The 18,119-nt window shown below is 69.4% G+C and carries 15 protein-coding genes and 2 tRNA genes; 5 read left to right on the forward strand and 12 right to left on the reverse strand.

The window, feature by feature from the left end; all coding sequences use genetic code 11:
* Positions 1-103: 103 nt before the first annotated feature.
* Both AC1ROW_RS02905 and AC1ROW_RS02910 read left to right on the forward strand, forming a co-directional pair.
* Entirely contained in the window at positions 104-2,161 is a 2,058-nt protein-coding gene (locus tag AC1ROW_RS02905) for a M3 family metallopeptidase (RefSeq protein ID WP_493017358.1), read from the forward strand.
* Between the two features lie 61 nt (positions 2,162-2,222).
* Positions 2,223-3,527: an ion channel protein gene (locus AC1ROW_RS02910; RefSeq protein WP_493017359.1), complete on the forward strand. Its 1,305-nt coding sequence runs from the start codon at positions 2,223-2,225 to the stop codon at positions 3,525-3,527.
* Here the strand turns inward: AC1ROW_RS02910 and clpX are convergent.
* The 6 genes from clpX to AC1ROW_RS02940 form a co-directional block, all read right to left on the reverse strand.
* Positions 3,484-4,758: an ATP-dependent Clp protease ATP-binding subunit ClpX gene (clpX, locus tag AC1ROW_RS02915; RefSeq protein WP_493017360.1), complete on the reverse strand. Its 1,275-nt coding sequence runs from the start codon at positions 4,756-4,758 to the stop codon at positions 3,484-3,486. The two genes, AC1ROW_RS02910 and clpX, sit on opposite strands and share 44 nt — an antisense overlap.
* A gap of 332 nt (positions 4,759-5,090) precedes the next feature.
* A complete protein-coding gene (locus tag AC1ROW_RS02920) occupies positions 5,091-5,759 on the reverse strand; it encodes an ATP-dependent Clp protease proteolytic subunit (RefSeq protein WP_258046103.1) in 669 nt (222 codons plus the stop codon).
* Positions 5,760-5,787: 28 nt separating this feature from the next.
* On the reverse strand, positions 5,788-6,381 hold the full coding sequence (locus tag AC1ROW_RS02925; RefSeq protein WP_369963546.1) for an ATP-dependent Clp protease proteolytic subunit: 594 nt from the start codon (positions 6,379-6,381) through the stop codon (positions 5,788-5,790).
* Positions 6,382-6,494: 113 nt separating this feature from the next.
* On the reverse strand, positions 6,495-6,980 hold the full coding sequence (locus tag AC1ROW_RS02930) for a tetratricopeptide repeat protein (RefSeq protein ID WP_493017361.1): 486 nt from the start codon (positions 6,978-6,980) through the stop codon (positions 6,495-6,497).
* Positions 6,981-7,132: 152 nt separating this feature from the next.
* Positions 7,133-8,536 (reverse strand): trigger factor, encoded by a 1,404-nt coding sequence (tig, locus tag AC1ROW_RS02935; RefSeq protein WP_493017362.1) that lies wholly within the window; start codon positions 8,534-8,536, stop codon positions 7,133-7,135.
* A 60-nt stretch (positions 8,537-8,596) separates the two neighbouring features.
* Positions 8,597-8,671, reverse strand: a tRNA-Pro gene (locus AC1ROW_RS02940).
* 100 nt (positions 8,672-8,771) lie between these two features.
* On the opposite strand from AC1ROW_RS02940, the gene AC1ROW_RS02945 reads away from it, so the two are divergent.
* Positions 8,772-8,842, forward strand: a tRNA-Gly gene (locus tag AC1ROW_RS02945).
* Between the two features lie 192 nt (positions 8,843-9,034).
* Entirely contained in the window at positions 9,035-9,634 is a 600-nt protein-coding gene (locus AC1ROW_RS02950; RefSeq protein WP_493017363.1) for a hypothetical protein, read from the forward strand.
* A gap of 6 nt (positions 9,635-9,640) precedes the next feature.
* Here AC1ROW_RS02950 and AC1ROW_RS02955 read toward each other — a convergent pair whose 3' ends face one another.
* The 6 genes from AC1ROW_RS02955 to AC1ROW_RS02980 all read right to left on the reverse strand — a co-directional run bounded on the left by AC1ROW_RS02955 (position 9,641) and on the right by AC1ROW_RS02980 (position 15,414).
* Positions 9,641-10,297: a response regulator transcription factor gene (locus AC1ROW_RS02955; RefSeq protein ID WP_493017364.1), complete on the reverse strand. Its 657-nt coding sequence runs from the start codon at positions 10,295-10,297 to the stop codon at positions 9,641-9,643.
* 26 nt (positions 10,298-10,323) lie between these two features.
* Positions 10,324-11,745, reverse strand: coding sequence for a sensor histidine kinase (locus AC1ROW_RS02960; protein ID WP_493017365.1), 1,422 nt, complete (start codon positions 11,743-11,745; stop codon positions 10,324-10,326).
* 94 nt (positions 11,746-11,839) lie between these two features.
* Entirely contained in the window at positions 11,840-13,306 is a 1,467-nt protein-coding gene (locus tag AC1ROW_RS02965; protein ID WP_493017366.1) for an amidohydrolase, read from the reverse strand.
* Positions 13,303-13,941 (reverse strand): FMN-binding negative transcriptional regulator, encoded by a 639-nt coding sequence (locus AC1ROW_RS02970; RefSeq protein ID WP_493017367.1) that lies wholly within the window; start codon positions 13,939-13,941, stop codon positions 13,303-13,305. The genes AC1ROW_RS02965 and AC1ROW_RS02970 overlap by 4 nt, the downstream gene beginning before the upstream one ends.
* 10 nt (positions 13,942-13,951) lie before the next feature.
* Positions 13,952-14,926: an Fpg/Nei family DNA glycosylase gene (locus AC1ROW_RS02975; protein ID WP_493017368.1), complete on the reverse strand. Its 975-nt coding sequence runs from the start codon at positions 14,924-14,926 to the stop codon at positions 13,952-13,954.
* A complete protein-coding gene (locus AC1ROW_RS02980; RefSeq protein WP_493017369.1) occupies positions 14,926-15,414 on the reverse strand; it encodes a ribose-5-phosphate isomerase in 489 nt (162 codons plus the stop codon). The genes AC1ROW_RS02975 and AC1ROW_RS02980 overlap by 1 nt, the downstream gene beginning before the upstream one ends.
* 106 nt (positions 15,415-15,520) lie before the next feature.
* Here AC1ROW_RS02980 and pepN point away from each other — a divergent pair, with 106 nt between their 5' ends.
* Positions 15,521-18,067 carry an aminopeptidase N gene (pepN, locus tag AC1ROW_RS02985; protein WP_493017370.1) on the forward strand — a complete coding sequence of 849 codons (2,547 nt, stop codon included), beginning with the start codon at positions 15,521-15,523 and terminating at the stop codon, positions 18,065-18,067.
* Positions 18,068-18,119 lie beyond the last annotated feature (52 nt).

Consider the following 18,119-nt stretch of genomic DNA (forward strand, 5'->3'; position numbering starts at 1 on the left):
CACCAGAATAGCCTTGCAAAGACTTCTTTGCAAGCACTCTTTTGCAATTATCTCTTTGCAGCGAAACCTTTGCGACGGGTGCGCCTGCCTCTAGGCTGAGGGCATGGCCGACTCTCCGAACCCCTTCCTCACGCCCAGCCCGCTCCCTTATCAGCTCCCGCCGTTCGCCGAGATCCGGGACGAGCACTACCGTCCCGCCTTCGAGCACGGCTTCGCCGAGCAGCTCGCCGAGGTCGAGGCGATCGCGTCCTCCCCCGAGGAGCCGACCTTCGAGAACACCATGCTGGCGCTGGAGCGCTCCGGGCAAGTGCTGCAGCGGGTCGCCGAGGTGTTCTTCAACAAGAGTTCGTCCGACAGCAGCGACTTCACCAACGCACTGGAGGAGGAGATCGCACCCCTGCTCTCCGCCCACCAGGACGCCATCCGGCTGAACCCCGCGCTGTACGCGCGCCTCCAGACACTGCACGAGCGCCGCCACGACCTCGGGCTCACCCCGGAAGGCGTCTATCTGATCGAGCGTTACTTCACCGAGTTCACCCTCGCCGGCGCCGGGCTCGACGACGAGCAGAAGGAGCGGCTGCGTGACTACAACCAGCGGCTATCCACACTGACCACGCGCTTCGAGAAGAACCTGCTCGCCGACACCAACGATCTCGCCGTCGTGTTCGACTCCGCCGAGGAGCTGGACGGGCTGGGCGAAGGCGAGCTCTCCGCGGCGGCGGAGGCCGCCCGGGAGCGCGGGCTGGACGGCAAGTACGTCGTCACCCTGGTGCTGCCGACCGGCCACCCGTGGCTCGCGAACCTCACCGACCGCGGCTCGCGCGACCGGATCATGGCGGCCTCCCGGGCCCGCGGCATCCGCGGCGGCGAGCACGACAACCGCGAGCTGGTCCTGGAGATCACGCGCTTGCGCGCCGAGCGCGCCCGCCTTCTCGGCTTCGACACGCACGCCGCCTTCGTCACGGCGGACGAGACGGCGCGGACTCCGCAGGCCGTCGCCGACATGCTCGGCCGGCTCGCTCCCCCGTCCGCCCGCAACGCGCGCGCCGAGCAGGCCGACCTCCAGCGGCAGGCCGTCTCCACCGGGCAGCTCGGGGAGGGCGAAACCGTCCAGAGCTGGGACTGGGCGAAGCTCACCGACGCCGTGCGTCAGGCGAAGTACGACGTCGACTTCGCGGCGATGCGCCCGTATTTCGAAGCGGAGCGCGTGCTGCGCGACGGCGTGTTCTACGCGGCGACGAGGCTGTACGGCATCACCTTCGAGGAGCGCCCGGACCTGGTCGCCTACCACCCGGACGCGCGGGTCTTCGAGGTGCGCAACGAGGACGGCTCCGGCCTCGGTCTGTACCTGCTCGACCTCTACACGCGCGACTCCAAGCGCGGTGGAGCCTGGATGAACCCGCTCATCTCGCAGTCCGAGCTGCTGGGCTACCCGACGGTCGTCGTCAACAACCTCAACGTCCCGAAGCCTGCTGCCGGCGAGCCGACCCTGCTCACCTACGACGAGACCAACACGCTGTTCCACGAGTTCGGGCACGCCCTGCACGGCCTGTTCGCGCGTGTCACGTATCCGAAGTTCGCGGGCACCAACGTCTTCCGCGACTTCGTCGAGTTCCCGAGCCAGGTGAACGAGATGTGGATGCTGTGGCCGGAGATCGTCTCGAACTACGCGGTGCACCACGAGACCGGCGAGCGGATGCCGCAGGAGCTGATCGACAAACTGCACGCGTCCGAGTCGTTCAACGAGGGCTTCGCGACGAGCGAGTACCTGGCCGCGGCGCTGCTCGATCAGGCCTGGCACGCGATCACGGCCGACGACACCGTGGCCGATGTCGCCGCGTTCGAGGCCGCGGCTCTGGCGGCGGTCGGTCTCGACAACCCGGCCGTGCCGCCGCGGTACGCGAGCACGTACTTCGCCCACACCTTCTCCGGCGGCTACGACGCGGGCTACTACTCCTACATCTGGAGCGAGGTCCTCGACGCCGACACTGTGGAGTGGTTCACGGAGAACGGCGGCCTGACCCGGGAGAACGGCGACCGGTTCCGTACCCGCCTGCTCGGTGTCGGTGGGTCGAAGGACCCGCTGGAGGCCTATCGCGACTTCCGCGGCCGCGACGCGGTCATCGAGCCTCTGCTCAAGCGCCGCGGGCTCGACGGCTGAGCCCTAGCCCCCTTCCCGCGCGAAGCTCTACCCTGAGCGCATCCGCGCGGGAAGGGGCGCCATGACCAGCACCGAGCCGGAGCTCGCCGCACCGTCCGTCCGCCAGCTCGTCATGCTCGCCATCCCAGCCGTCGTCATCGGTGTCGTCAGCGCCCTGACGCTGTGGGTGGTGGACGAAGTCGCCGCCGTGATCGACGCCGGCATCTGGACCTCCCTGCCGAAAGCGCTCGGCGTCGACCCGTCGTCGGGGTGGTGGACCCTTCTTATCCTCACGGTGACGGGCTTCGCGGTCGGCCTGACGGTGTGGCTGGTACCCGGGCACGCCGGTCCCGACTCCGCGACGACCGAGCTGGTCGCCGCGCCGCTGAAGATCGGCGTAGTGCCGTCGCTCGCCTTGGCGGCGGTGCTCGGTCTGGCGGGCGGCGTGAGCCTGGGCCCGGAGAACCCGATCATCGCGATCAACGTCAGCATCCTGGTGACGCTGGTCGGGAGGCTCTGGAAGGCCGTGCCCGCGCGGCTGGTGATGCTGATGGCGGCCTCCGGCACGATCGGAGCCCTGTTCGGCACGCCGGTGGCGGCCGCGCTGGTTTTCACCGGGATCGTCGCCTCGGTGAAGGGCGGCGGCGCGCTGTGGGACAAGCTGTTCCTGCCGCTGGTCGCGGCAGCGGCAGGCTCACTGACGATGACGCTGCTGGCGCACCCGCACTTCGGCATCCCGATGCCGGCGTACACCCAGGTGACCGGCTGGGATGTGCTCGCGGCCCTGGTCATCGGCGCGGTCTCCACCGCGCTCGGCCTGATCGGCGCGGTGCTGTTCCCGCTGATCCACCGGGGGTTCCACGCGCTGCGGCATCCGCTGCTCATCACGCTCGCGGGCGGTGTCGTGCTCGGCCTGCTCGGCGCTCTCGGCGGCCCGATCACGCTGTTCAAGGGTCTCGAGCAGATGGGGACGCTCGTCGTGAACCGCGCCGACTACTCCGTCGGCCAGCTCGTCCTGATCATCCTCGTCAAGCTGGCGGCGCTGCTGGTCGCGGCCAGCGCCAGCTTCCGCGGCGGTCGCGTGTTCCCGGCCGTGTTCATCGGCGCGGCCCTCGGCACGCTCGCGAGCGCCCTCGTGCCGGCCATTCCGCTCCCGGTCGCTGTGGCCGCCGGCGTGCTCGGGATCACGCTCGCGGTCACCCGCGACGGCTGGATCGCAATCTTCGTCGGCGTCGCCGTCACACAGAACCTGCTGGTGCTGCCCATCCTGTCGCTGGCCGTGCTGCCGGCGTGGCTGATGGTGACGCGGGCGCCCGAGTTCCTGATCAAGCCGTCGGCTACGGTTACGCCGACTTCTCCTCGCGCCGCGGGCGGTGCGGGACGATAGTCGGCGCGGCGTTCTCGAGCACGGCCTCCTTGGTGACCACGACCCGGGCGACCTCGGAGCTGGACGGCACCTCGAACATGATCGGGCCGAGCACCTCCTCCATGATCGCGCGGAGACCGCGGGCGCCGGTCTTGCGGAGCACCGCGAGGTCGGCGATGGCCTCCAAGGCGGAGTGCTCGAACTCGAGCTGCACGCCGTCGAGCTCGAACATGCGCTGATACTGCCGCACGAGCGCGTTCTTCGGCACGGTCAGGATCTGCATGAGCGCGTCCTGGTCGAGCGGCGTCACCGTCGTCACGACCGGGAGACGGCCGATGAACTCAGGGATGAGGCCGAACTTGTGCAGGTCCTCCGGGAGCACCTCGCTGAAGAGGTTGATGTCGTCGCCCTTGGAGTGCAGCGGGGCGCCGAAGCCGATGCCCTTCTTGCCCGCACGCGACGAGATGATGTCCTCCAGCCCGGCGAACGCGCCGGCCACGATGAACAGCACGTTCGTCGTGTCGATCTGGATGAACTCCTGGTGCGGGTGCTTGCGGCCGCCCTGCGGCGGCACGGAGGCGACGGTGCCCTCCAGGATCTTCAGCAACGCCTGCTGCACACCCTCGCCGGAGACGTCGCGCGTGATAGACGGGTTCTCTGCCTTGCGGGCGATCTTGTCGACCTCGTCGATGTAGATGATGCCGGTCTCGGCGCGCTTGACGTCGTAGTCGGCGGCCTGGATGAGCTTGAGCAGGATGTTCTCGACGTCTTCGCCGACGTAGCCGGCCTCCGTCAGCGCGGTGGCGTCGGCGACCGCGAACGGGACGTTGAGGCGCCGCGCGAGCGTCTGGGCCAGGTAGGTCTTGCCGCAGCCGGTCGGGCCGATCAGCAGGATGTTCGACTTGGCGATCTCGACGTCGTCCATGGCGTCGGCGGAGGTGAGGGTCTGCTTGGCCCGCACCCGCTTGTAGTGGTTGTAGACGGCGACGGCCAGGGCGCGCTTCGCCTGCTCCTGGCCGATGACGTACTCCTCGAGGAAGCCGAAGATCTCCTTCGGTTTCGGGAGGTCGAACTCGCCCGACGTCTCCTCGCCCGCCTCCGCGAGCCGCTCCTCGATGATCTCGTTGCAGAGTTCGACGCACTCGTCGCAGATGTACACGCCAGGACCGGCGATCAGCTGCTGCACCTGCTTCTGGCTCTTGCCACAGAAGGAACACTTGAGCAGATCGGCGCTCTCCCCGATGCGTGCCATCCGTCTCCCCCTCCTTCTTCGGGTCTCTCCGTCGAGCCTAACCCGAGACGGCGACATTGGCGCGCACCGGACACGATTCGACACGCTGGGCCTTTATGCCCCTAGCAGACACCGCATGCACCCGAGGCAACCGCGATTCGGCGCGAATGTCGTCTCTAGCGCTCCCTTACGCGACATTCGTGCCGAATGCGCGAATCGCGATTCGTGACGAATCGCGACATTCGCGGCGGCAAACGCGACATTCGTGCCGAATGCGGCGCGAAGTGCACACACGCTCGTGGGTACGCGGAACGCCCCCGTCCGGTGCGGACGGGGGCGTTCGGCGACGGGAGCTACTTGACGAGCGCCGGCAGCGTCTTGCGGCTGGTCAGCACCTGGTCGATGAGGCCGTACTCGAGGGCCTCCTCGGCCGAGAGGATCTTGTCGCGGTCGATGTCCTTGTTGACCTGAGCGACAGAGCGGTTGGAGTGCTTGGCGAGCGTCTCCTCCAGCCAGGTGCGCATGCGCATGATCTCGTTGGCCTGGATCTCGATGTCGGACGCCTGCCCCTGCCCGGCCTCGCCGACGGCGGGCTGGTGGATGAGGATGCGCGCGTTCGGCAGCGCCAGGCGCTTGCCCGGGGTGCCGGCCGCAGTGAGCACGGCAGCGGCGGATGCCGCCTGGCCGAGCACCACGGTCTGGATCTGCGGGCGGATGTACTGCATCGTGTCGTAGATCGCCGTCATGGCCGTGAACGAGCCGCCGGGCGAGTTGATGTACATGACGATGTCGCGGTCCGGGTCCTGGCTCTCGAGCACGAGGAGCTGGGCCATGATGTCGTCCGCCGACGCGTCGTCGACCTGCACGCCGAGGAAGATGATGCGGTCCTCGAAGAGCTTCGCGTACGGGTCCTGGCGCTTGTAGCCGTAGGCCGTGCGCTCCTCGAACGACGGCAGGATGTAGCGGGAACCGGGCGCCTGCAGGCCGCCGAAGGCCGACCCGCCGAGCATGGGGGTGTTCATAGTGATGTCCTTATCCTTCCGGCGTCTGCTACTTGGCGTCCTGGTCGGTTCCGCCGCCGCCGGAGACGTCCAGTGCGGACTCCCGGATGTGGTCGACGAAACCGTAGTCGAGGGCCTCCTGGGCGCTGAACCAGCGGTCGCGGTCGCCGTCGGCGTTGATCTGCTCGACCGACTTGCCCGTCGCGGACGCTGTGATCTCGGCCAGACGCTTCTTCATGTCGAGGATCAGCTGGGCCTGCGTCTGGATGTCGCTGGCGGTGCCGCCGAAGCCGCCGTGCGGCTGGTGCAGCAGGACACGCGCGTTCGGCGTGATGTACCGCTTGCCCTTGGTGCCGGCCGTCAGCAGGAGCTGACCCATCGAGGCGGCCATGCCGATGCCGACCGTGACGATGTCGTTCGGGACGAACTGCATGGTGTCGTAGATCGCCATGCCCGCGGTGATCGAGCCGCCGGGCGAGTTGATGTAGAGGTAGATGTCCCGCTTGGGGTCTTCTGCGGCGAGGAGCAGCAGCTTCGCGGCGATCTCGTTGGCGTTCTCGTCGCGCACCTCGGAACCGAGCCAGATGATCCGGTCCTTCAGCAGTCTGTCGAAAACATTGGGCTGGATACCCATGTCGGCCATGTTCGCTCCGTTTCCTTTGTCGCTTGGCATCGAATCTATCGGAGCGCGGAACGGTTTTCGGCGCTGTTCGCCGTGGGCAGAGCGGGTGTCGCGGGGTTTGCGGACCCGGCGGGTCAGTCGTCGTCGAGCGCGGCGGCGTAGGCCTCCACTGCGCGGCGGTACCGCGGCAGATGCGGGGCGAGCGCGCGCAGCGCCTCCCGGAGCGCGTCGGCCGGGAAGCCGTCGTCGAACAGGGCCAACGCGGCGAAGGCGCGGGCGGCGTCGGCGAGCGGATGCTCCGGCTCCGCGTCGAGGAGGTCGCGCAGCAGTGCCAGCGCCTCGCCCGGCCGGCCGAGGTTGCGGAGCGTACTCGCGAGCTGGACGATCGCCTGCCCGCGCTCCGGCTCCGCGAGACCGTTCGCGAGCGCCGCCCGGTAGAACGGCTCCGCCTCGGCCTCCCGCCCGGCGAAGTCGCGGGCGCCGCCTGCTTCGAACAGCGCGACCGGGTCGTCGGAGGGCCGCTCGGCGACGAGCGCGTCGATCGCCGCGACGGTGCCGTCCTCCCCCCGCTCGTCGGCCGTCGCCCACACCGCGTCCACCCGCTGCCGCCAGTCGTCCATCACGGCCTCCTCCTCGACGTCGCCCAGGCTAGCAACGGCCTGGCAGAACACGCCGCGTCGACAGGTCGCGAGACGGCGTGTTCTGCCACGTGGATGCCCGGGAACGGGCGAAGGCCGGGTCCGTTGGGACCCGGCCTTCGTGGGAGATGGTGTTACTCCGCCTTCTTCTTGGCGGCGCGCTTCTTCGGCTTCTCCTCGGCGGCCGGCTCCTCGGCCGGGGCCTCGGCAGCGGCGTCGTCCGCGGCGGGCTCGTCCGCCTCGTCCGCGGCGTCCTCGTCCTCGGGGAGGGCGACGAATTCGGTGAGGTCGACCTTCTTGCCGTTGGTGTCGACGACCTCGGTCTTGCCGAGGATGATCGCGAGCGCCTTGTTGCGGGCGACCTCTCCGACCATCGACGGGATCTGGCCGTTCTCGCTGAGGATCTTGACGAACTCGTTCGGGTCCATGCCGTACTGGGCGGCGCCCTGCACGAGGTACTGGGTGAGCTCGTCCTGGCTGACCTTGACGTTCTCCTGCTGCGCGACCTCGTCGAGGAGGATCTGCGTGCGGAAGGTCTTCTCGCTCGACTCGGTGACCTCGGCGCGGTGCACGTCGTCCTCGAGACGGTTCTCCTGCTCCAGGTGGCGGTGCACCTCGTCCTCGACCAGCGCGGCCGGGACGGGGATCTCGACCAGCTCGAGGAGCTTGTCGACCAGCTGGTCGCGCGCCGCGGTGCCCTGACCGAACGCCTTGGCACGCTCGACCTGGCTGCGGAGGCTGGTGCGGAGCTCGCCGATGGTGTCGAACTCGCTGGCGATCTGCGCGAAGTCGTCGTCGGCCTCCGGGAGCTCGCGCTCCTTGACGGCGTTGAGGGTGACGGTGATCTGCGCGTTCTCGCCCTCGTGGTCGCCGCCCATGAGCGGGGCCTCGAAGGTGGTGGTCTCGCCGGCGGTGAGGGTGTCGAGCGCCTCGTCGATGCCGTCGATGAGCTCACCGGAGCCGATCTCGTACGAGATGTTCGCGGCGGTGTCGACCTCCTCGCCGCCGATGACGGCGACCAGGTCGATCTGCGCGAAGTCGCCGGACTTGGCCGGACGGTCCACCGTGACGAGCGTGCCGAAGCGGCTGCGCAGGCGGTCCAGCTCCTCCTCGACGTCGTCGACGGACACCTCGGCGGCGTCGACGGTGAGGGTGATGTCGCTGAAGTCGGGCAGGGTGACCTCGGGGCGGGTGTCGACCTCGATGGTGAGCAGAAGGTCACCCGAGAAGTCGCTTTCGCTGGGCCACTCGGTGATGTCCGCCTCCGGACGGCCGAGCGGACGCACGTCGTTCTCCTCGACCGCCTGGCGGTAGAAGGAGTCGAGCCCCTCGTTGACCGCGTGCTCCAGGACGGCGGCCTTGCCGACCCGCTGGTCGATGATGGGCGGCGGCACCTTGCCCTTGCGGAAGCCGGGGATGTTCACCTGCTCGGCGATGTGCTCGTAGGCGTGCTTGATGGACGGCTGCAGTTCCTCCGGCGTCACCGAGATGATGAGCTTGGTGCGCGTGGGGCTGAGCTTCTCGACCGTGGTCTTCACGATGTCTGGGTTCTCCTGAATGTTCGAACGATGGTCTACTCGCAAGGAACGAGGTCCTCGTCGGGGCGACAGGATTCGAACCTGCGACCTCCCGCTCCCAAAGCGGGCGCTCTAGCCAAGCTGAGCTACGCCCCGGCTTCAAGCGGTGCGAAAGACCGTGCGCAAGTCTACTGCACGCGGGCATCCCCCCGCGTGTACTACGATGGTCGTCGGCCGTCCGCAGAGGACGGCCTTCGGGGATGTAGCTCAATGGTAGAGCCTCAGTCTTCCAAACTGATTACGCGGGTTCGATTCCCGTCATCCCCTCCGTTTACCGCATATCTCGCGGATCTCTCTCTTGCCCACCCTGCTATTAAAGTCCGCTCGTGCCCGACGCCCCGATCATCGCGCGGACAACCCGACGGCATGCGGCGTCGAATTGTCGCGCCGAGACCCGCAGGAGGGCGTGGCGCTACGTCGACGACACGAATGTGATCCACTCGTCAGTAATGTCGACTTGTGATGTGGTCGCAGATCGTCGCCTGGATGGTCGGACTTGCCTTGCAACTCGTTGGTGTCTTCATCGCTCTCGTTGGTGTCGCGTCCAACCATCGCGATTACAAGGCCCCGAACGAACCATGGGTATTCGATTGGGTCTTCAAGGTCGGGCGTTGGATCGGACGCTATGCGTTGGCATCCTGGCGATGGGTCGGGAATCTCTTCCGCAGTAACAAGTCCGTTTTGGGCGCCGTCAACGTTCAAGCATCAGCCGCGGGTTCGATCCTGGCCATTGCTGACACGACCGTAACAGCGCAGGTCGCATACGGCCCTCTCGGCGACAAGCTGTCACTCTCAGAGAAGGTCAACACGCTGGACGACCGTTCGCGCCAGAATCGGGAAATGCTCAATCGACTGGAGACCGGTGCACTCCAAGATCGTAAGCGTCTCGACGAGTTGGAGGGCGATCTGAAGGAACGGGCCGAGGAATTGCGAAACCACACTGACGCATCGCTGCGCGAGTACGCCACACGCGGCGTGAAGGCTTCGGCGTGGGGTCTCACACTGACCGCCATCGGAATGGTCGTGAGTGCCTTCAGCCAGCCGCCTTGGAGCCACTGACCGACCTCACCGCTGCAAATACGCCAGCACCGCCAGCACCCGCCGGTGGTCATCCCCCGAGTCCTCCAGCCCCAGCTTCTGGAAGATCGACGTCACGTTCTTCTCCACCGCGCCGACACCGATGACCAGCCGGGCGCCGATCGCCGCGTTCGTGCGGCCTTCCGCCATCAGCGTCAGCACGTCGCGCTCGCGCGGCGTCAGCGCGGCCAACGGGTCCGTGCGCCGCACCAGCAGCTCGCGGACCACCTCCGGGTCGAGCACCGTGCCGCCCGCCGCGACGCGCGTGACCGCGTCGCGCAGCTCGTCCAGTGATGCGATGCGGTCTTTGAGCAGGTAGCCGGTGCCGCCGCGGCCGCTCGCCAGTAGCTCCTGGGCGTAGGTGCCCTCCACGTACTGGCTCAGGAGCAGCACGCCCACCGACGGGAACGACGACCGCAACGACAACGCCGCACGGACTCCCTCGTCGCGGAACGTCGGCGGCATGCGGACGTCCAGCACAGCGACGTCGGGCGCGACGTCCGGGAGCGCAGCAAGGAGCGATGACGCGTCGCCGAAGGCTCCCACGGTCTCGAAGCCCGCCTCGTCGAAGAGCCGGATCAAACCTTCGCGGAGGAGCACGGAGTCGTCGGCGACGACGAGGCGGAGGGGGTCGGCGGCGGACACCCCTCCACCCTATGGGCCGATACAGCTCAGGACAGCGGCAGCCGCGCCCCGATCACCGATGGGCCACCCTCCGGGCTGTCGATCACCAGCTCGCCGCGCAATCCGTGCACCCGCTCCGCCAGCCCGCTCAGCCCGTGCCCTGGCACGATCGCGGCACCGCCTCGCCCGTTGTCCGTCAGCCACACCGCCAGCCACGGGGCACCGGCCGCGTCGACGGTCCGCTCAAGCACAAGCCGGCCGGCTGTGGCTCCGGAGTGCTTCGCCAGGTTCGCCGACAGCTCCGCCAGCACGTAGTAGGCGTTCCGCTCCACCTCCGGGCTGAAGCGCTCCCCCGGCTGCAGCGTCGACTCCACCGTCAGCGGGACGGTGCTGCGCGCGGCGAGCGATTCGACGGCCGCGCCGAGGCCGCGGTCCTGGAGGATCGGCGGGGCGAAGCCGCGGGACAGGGCGCGCAGCTCCTCCAGCGTGTCGGCGGCCTGCTTGCGGGCCTCGGCGAGCAGCGACGCGGCCGCCTCCGGGTCGTCGGGCAGCTTGCGCTCGGCGGCGGCGATGTCCATCTGCAGGCGGATCAGGCGCTGCTGCGGGCCGTCGTGGAGGTCGCGCTCGAGGCGGCGCAGCGAGTGGTCCTCGGCGGCGACGGCCGCACCGCGCTGGGCGGACAGGTCCGCGACCTCGCGCTGCAGCGCCTCCGACGGCCAGGCGCCGAGCAGGCCACGCGCGACGGCGTGGTGCAGCACGGTGAGTCCGCGGGTGACGAACGGCAGCGTCGCGGCGCAGAGGATGCCGGCGATCAGGTACAGGACGCGGTCCCCCGCGACCGGGTCGAAGGTCGAGTGGATGCCGAACACGGCGTCCGCCACCACCCGGGACAGGAAGAAGTCGCGGTGCCCGGTCGGGATGAAGCCGAGCCAGATCCAGCCGGTCAGGCCGCCGAGCGCGACCGCCGTCCAGGCGATGGTGATGCTCCAGGTGATGACGCTGACGATCGGGTTGATGATCATGCCGTGCAGCAGGTAGAGCCAGTAGTGGCCGTTCGCCCAGGGGCCGAAGATGATCCGCCAGAACGTGCGCGGCTTGTCGTCCTCCCACACGGGCCGCGGGATGGCCGGCCTCCCCGCCCAGTCCAGCCGGGTCAGCTCGACCACGCCGAAGGCGCGGCCCGTATAGAAGGTCGCGACCACGATGAAGAAGCCGACGTAGATCACGATGGTGCCGAGGCCCGTCCAGAACAGCGACGACAGCACAGACAGACCGATGATCGCGATGGGCATGGTCAGCAGCAGGAAGCCGAGCTCGCGCGGGACCCCGCGCCACAGCGACCCGTACGACGTACGGTCGGTGGCGCGCGGGGCGGCGGTAGAGGCGGTCACGGTGTCCACCCTGGCAGACACGGCGGCCGGGCCGGGGATGTCGCCCGCGGGCAGCGGGACGGTGCTCTGTTCGTTCATGCCTCCAGCCTCGCGGCGCGACCGGCGCGGGCCCCATCCCGCGAGCCTCCCGAACCGTGCGGGGGTTATCCCCCGGTGGGCGGTCTCCCTCCGGTCAGGCGAGCGCGTCGTGCGTGAAGCGGCCGGCGAGCAGGGTCGCGGCGACCGGCATCCGGCGCAGCTCGTCCGGCGACGCCGCCAGCGGGTCGGCCTCCACGACGGCGAGGTCGGCAGGCTCGCCGACGGCGACCCTGGTGCGCGTCGACGCGGCCAGCGCCGCCTCCGCCGGGATGCGCTGCTCGGGATGCCACGGCTCCCGGCCGTCGCGCGTGCGGCCGACCGCGGACGCGATCGCTTCCCATGGGTCGAGCGGCGCGACAGGGGCGTCGGAGCCGAAGGCGAGCCGCACGCCGGAGGCGAGCAGCGACGCCAGCGGGAACGCGTCGGCGGTGCCGCCGCCCCAGAGCCGGTCGGCGACGTCGCGGTCGTCCATCGCGTGCTCCGGCTGCACACTGGCGACGACGCCGAGCGCGGCGAAACGCGGGATGTCGGCCGGGTCGATGAGCTGCGCGTGCTCGATGCGGCCCCCCGCGCCGACCGCAGCGAAGGCGTCCAGCGCGAGCCGGTTGGCCTCGTCCCCGATCGCGTGGACGGCCGGCTCGATCCCGTTGGCCACGGCGAAGCGGAGATCGGCCGCCAGCTCGTCCGGCGTCAGGTTCGCGACGCCGTGGCCGCCGTCCGGGTACGGGTGACGACAGAGCGCGGTACGGGTGTTCAGCGAGCCGTCCGAGATCACCTTGAACGGGCCCATCGTGAGGAGGCCGTCCGTCCCGTCCACGGGGCGCCCGGTCCGCAACCCGAGCGCGACCGCGTCGGCCATCCGGTCGCGGTAGACGCCGAACTCGACGCGCAGCCCGCGGAAGCCGGCGGCGAACCGCCGCGACCACACCTCCAGGTTCCAGCCGTACTCCAGGTCCACGATGCCGACCACGCCCCGCGTGGCGGCCTGCTGGGCCGCCTCCGCCGCCCACCGGTCCAGCGTCGACTCGTCGGACGGCGTGAGCCGGCTGGTCAGGGCGAAGCTCTCGTCCTCGCGCAGCAGCGCGCCGTCTGCACCGGGCGCTCTGGGCGCGCCGGGCGCGAACCGCTCGAACGCCGCGGTGTTCAGCCAGGAGCAGTGCAGGTCGCCCGCGATCAGCACAACGGGCCTGTCCCCCGCCGCGGCGTCGAGCAGCTCGCGGGTCGGGAGGTCGGGCCACAGCGCGTCGTGGAAGCCGAAGCCGACCAGCACGTCGGTACCGGGATGCGCCTCGGCGCGCGAGCGCACGAGGGCTGCCGCGTCGGCCGCCGACGACGCGCGCGACACATCCAGACGGCGCGCGGTCTGCGCCCACTGGGTGAAGTGCACGTGGTGGTCCCACAGCCCCGGGATGAGCCAGCGGCCGTCGAGCGGGATGCGCTCCACGCTCCCCTCGCCGGCCACCCCGGCGGGGGCGATGGCTGCGATCCGGCCGTCGCGGACCGTCACGTCCACGCGCCGATCCGACCCGGGCAGCCGGGCGTCCGCCAGGACGACGGTCATCGCGCCGCGCGGCGGCGGTCGTGCACCAGCTGCATCTCGCGCAGCAGCGTCGGACTCGCATACGGCGAGCTGCCGCCGAGCTCCGACGTGATCGAGTCCACGATGTGGTCGGGCCGGTTCTGGCTCATCTTCTGCTTCGCCACGATCTTCGTGGGCGTCAGTCGCACACCGACGGTTCCGGACGAGATGCGCTCGGCGTAGCGCTCGTCCTCCAGCGTCCCGCGCATCTGCCGGGGCTCCGGCAGCTCGCGCTCGAAGTGGTCGACCAGCTTCTCCAGCACCTGGAGGTTCTCCTCCGGGCTCAGCAGCTCCGGGACGCCGGAGAGGTGCACGGCGACGAAGTTCCAGGTCGGGACGGCCGGGTCGGCGTCGTACCAGGACGACGAGATGTAGCCGTGCGGGCCCTGGAGGATCACCAGCAGTTCGTGCTCGCCCAGCTCGTGCAGCTGCTCGTCCGGCCGGCCGACGTGGCTGACGATGCTCAGCTCCTCGCGGGTGTCGTCGAGAATCACCGGGTAGTGCGAGGCGACCAGCCCGGTGGAGGCGTTGCTCACGAACGTGCCCCACGGGTTCTCGCGGATGATCCGCTCGATCTCGCCCCGGTCGGTCAGTGTGAAGCTGGGGTTCTGACGCACGGAGCGCTCCTTACTTCTGATCCTTCGGGCACCAGTACAGCTTGCGGCCGCCCAGCTCCTCCATCACGATGTGCGTGCCGCAGACCCGGCACGGCAGGCCCTCGCGCTTGTAGACCCAGTGCCGGTCCTCGCGCTTGGCCATCGCCTTGCGGTACGACTCCTCGTCGAGGTCGTCCATCGTCATCATCTGGCCGGTCTCGACGCCGATCTTCAGCAGATGCACCCAGTCGCGCCACAGCGCGCGAACGGTGTCCTCCGGGACGAGCTTGCCGGGCGTGTGGGGGTTCTGCCGGGCGCGGAACAGCAGTTCGGCACGGTAGACGTTGCCGATGCCGCTCACGACGCTCTGGTCCATCAGCAGCAGGGCGATGGAGGTCGGCTTCTTCCGCACCTTCGCGACGAACGCCTCCTCGGCCTCCGGGCCGTCGTCCACCTGCGGGTCGGGGCCGAGCTTGGCGATCACGGCGTCCACCTCGGCGGGGTCGAGGACCTCGCAGGCGGTCGGGCCGCGGAGGTCGGCCACGGCGGTATCGGTCAGCAGGCGTACGCGGACCTGGCCGATGGGCTCCGGCGGGAAGGTGTCGATGTCGGCCTCCACCTTCTCGGACTCCGACATGCGCAGCCGGGTGCGGCGGGGAGCGCCGATCGAGTGCAGGGAGTTCTCGCCGGCCTCGTCCAGGACGGTCCCTGCCTGGTTGGTCTGGCCCATCCGCCCGTTCGCGCTGGCGATTGTCGGGTCGATGCTGATGTCGCCCGCGAAGTCCCAGGCGCCGTAGATGCCGAGGTGGATGCGCAGCCAGAGCTCGTTGTCGAACTCCAGGAACATCTGCTTGCCGACCGCCTTGGCGGCGATCATCGTGTGCCCGTCGATGCGCTTCGCGTCGTCCGCGAAGCGGCCCTGCGGGGAGGACACCGCGACGCGGTGCCCGACGAAGTTGACCGCGAACTGCTTGGCGATCCGGTGGACGGAGTGGCCCTCGGGCATCAGCGGTCCACGTTCTTGCCCGCGATGTCGCCGGTGGCCTCGTACTCCGCGAGCTGCGCGATGCGGCGCACGTGGCGCTCCTCCAGCGAGAACGGCGTGGCGATGAAGACGTCGATGAAGCGCGTCGCCTCCTGGACGGTGTGCTGGCGCGCGCCGATCGAGATCACGTTGGCGTCGTTGTGCTGCCGGGCGAGCTCGGCCGTGCTCTCGTTCCACACCAGCGCGGCACGGACGCCGAGCACCTTGTTGGCCGCGATCTGCTCGCCGTTGCCCGAGCCGCCGAACACCACGCCGAGCGCCTCGACGCCGGCCTGCTGGTCGCGGACGACCGCCTTGGCCGCGTTGATGCAGAACGCCGGGTAGTCGTCGATCGGGTCGTACTCGGTCGGACCGTGGTCGACGACCTCGTGCCCGGCCTCGGTGAGGTGCGCCTGCAGGTGCGTGCTGAACTCGAGACCGGCGTGATCGGTGGCGATGTGGATGCGCATGCGAACAGTCTAGGGAAGGCCGCCGACGGTCCCGTCGCCGCGTCAGTAAGGTGGATCCGGTGGACACGATCCACACCCCCCGATCCCGCTTTTCAAGGAGTCAGCGTTGCCCGGAGAAAACCTCACCCGCATCGAAGCCCAGGAGCGCGCGTCGCTCGTCCGCACCCGCAGCTACGACGTCGCCCTGGACCTGACGACCGGGCCGGAGACCTTCCGCAGCACGACGACCGTGCGCTTCTCCGCGACGGAGGGCGCGTCCACGTTCATCGACGCGATCACGCGCACCGTCCACTCGGTGGTGCTCAACGGCGTCGAGCTGGACCCCGCGGTGGTCTCGGACGGCGTGCGCATCCAGCTCGACGGCCTCCAGGCGGAGAACACGCTGACCGTCGACGCCGACGCCATCTACACCAACACCGGTGAGGGCCTGCACCGCTTCGTCGACCCGGTCGACGGCGAGGTGTACCTCTACTCCCAGTTCGAGGTGCCGGACTCCCGCCGCATGTTCGCGGTGTTCGAGCAGCCCGACCTCAAGGCGGAGTTCACGTTCACCGTCACGGCGCCCGCGCACTGGGCGGTCGTGAGCAACTCCCCCACCCCGGAGCCCGTCGAGGCCGGAGAGGGCGCCAAGACCTGGTCGTTCGCTCCGACCCCGGTCATCTCCTCCTACATCACCGCGCTCATCGCGGGCCCGTACGAGTCTGTGCACAGCGAGCTGACCAGCCGCGACGGCCGCACCATCCCGCTCGGCGTGTACGCGCGCAAGAGCCTCGCCGAGTACCTGGACGCCGACTACATCTTCGAGAAGACCCGCGAGGGCTTCGCGTTCTACGAGGAGAAGTTCGACTACGCGTACCCGTTCGAGAAGTACGACCAGCTGTTCGTGCCCGAGTTCAACGCGGGCGCGATGGAGAACGCGGGAGCGGTGACCTTCACCGAGACCTATGTGTTCCGCTCCAAGGTGACCGATGCGATCAAGGAGCGCCGCGTCGTCACGATCCTGCACGAGCTCGCCCACATGTGGTTCGGCGACCTGGTCACCATGAAGTGGTGGAACGACCTCTGGCTGAACGAGTCGTTCGCCGAGTACGCCTCCACCCTCGCCACGGCCGAGGCCACCGAGTGGACCGAGGCCTGGACCACCTTCGCCGCGATGGAGAAGAGCTGGGCGTACCGCCAGGACCAGCTGCCCTCCACGCACCCGATCGTCGCCACGATCAACGATTTGGAGGACGTTCAGGTCAACTTCGACGGCATCACGTACGCCAAGGGCGCGTCGGTGCTCAAGCAGCTCGTCGCCTGGGTCGGCCAGGAGGACTTCCTCGCCGGCGTCGCGGCGTACTTCAAGAAGCACCAGCACGGCAACACCGAGCTGACCGACCTCCTGGTCGAGCTGGAGGCCACCAGCGGCCGCGACCTCACCGAGTGGTCGAAGAAGTGGCTGGAGACGGCGGGCGTCAACACCCTCCGTCCCGAGCTGACGGTCGACGCGGACGGCACGATCACCGCCTTCGCGATCCTCCAGACCGCCGCCGCGGACTACCCGACGATCCGTCCGCACCGCCTCGCGGTCGGCTTCTACGACCTGGTGGAGGGTCGCCTGGTCCGCACCTCGCGCGTGGAGCTCGACGTCGACGGCGAGCGGACCGAGGTCGCCGAGTTGGTCGGGCAGAAGCGCCCCGCGCTCATCCTCCTCAACGACGACGACCTCGCCTACGCGAAGATCCGCCTCGACGAGGACTCGCACCGGGTCGCGCTCGAGCACCTGTCCTCGATCGAGAGCCCGCTCGCGCGCTCGCTCGTCTGGGGTGCGGTCTGGGACGCCACCCGCGACGCCGAGACCCCGCCGAGCGACTATGTGCGCCTCGTGCTCGGCAACATCGCGTCGGAGACCGAGTCCACGACGCTGCGCACCACGCTCAACCAGCTCGTGCTCGCCGCCGGCAGCTACGTCGCGCCCGAGCGCCAGAAGCAGACCGGCGAGGATGCGGCGACCGCTCTCTGGGAGCTCGCTCAGCAGGCCGAGGCCGGCAGCGACGCCCAATTCCAGTTCGTCAAGTTCTTCGCAGCGCTGGCCTCCACCCCGGAGCAGCTCGCGAATGTGGCCGCCCTGCGCGACGGCACGGTGACGATGGCGGGCCTGACGGTCGACACCGACCTGGCGTGGGAGCTCCTGATCGCCCTCGTCGCCGGTGGCGCTGCGGGCGACGACGAGGTGGACCACGCTCTCGCGTTGGACAACACCGCGAACGGCGCGCAGTTCGCCGCCCAGGCCCGCGCGTCCATCCCGACGCTCGCCGGCAAGCAGGCGGCGTGGGACTCCGTGTTCGGCTCGGACGCCCTGCCGAACACGATCGTCCGCTTCACCGGTCTGGGCTTCCAGCGCGCGGCCGACAAGGACGTGCTCTCGGCCTTCGTCGCGCCGTACTTCGCGGCGCTGCAGGAGGTCTGGGCGTCCCGCACGTACAAGATCGCGGAGTACCTCGTCGCGGGCATGTACCCGGCGCCGCTGGCGAACGCCGAGCTGCGCGACGCGACGCGCGCGTGGCTCGACGCCAACCCGGAGCCGGCCGCGCTGCGCCGGCTCGTGGTGGAGAACCTTGCGGGCGTGGAGCGGGCGCTCGCTGCGCAGGAGCGGGACGCGCAGGCGTAGGGTTCGCTAATGCGGAAACGGGGAGTCCGGTCGACCGGCCAGGGCTCCCCGT

The organism is Leifsonia sp. GW821-FHT13C09 (assembly GCF_058806435.1).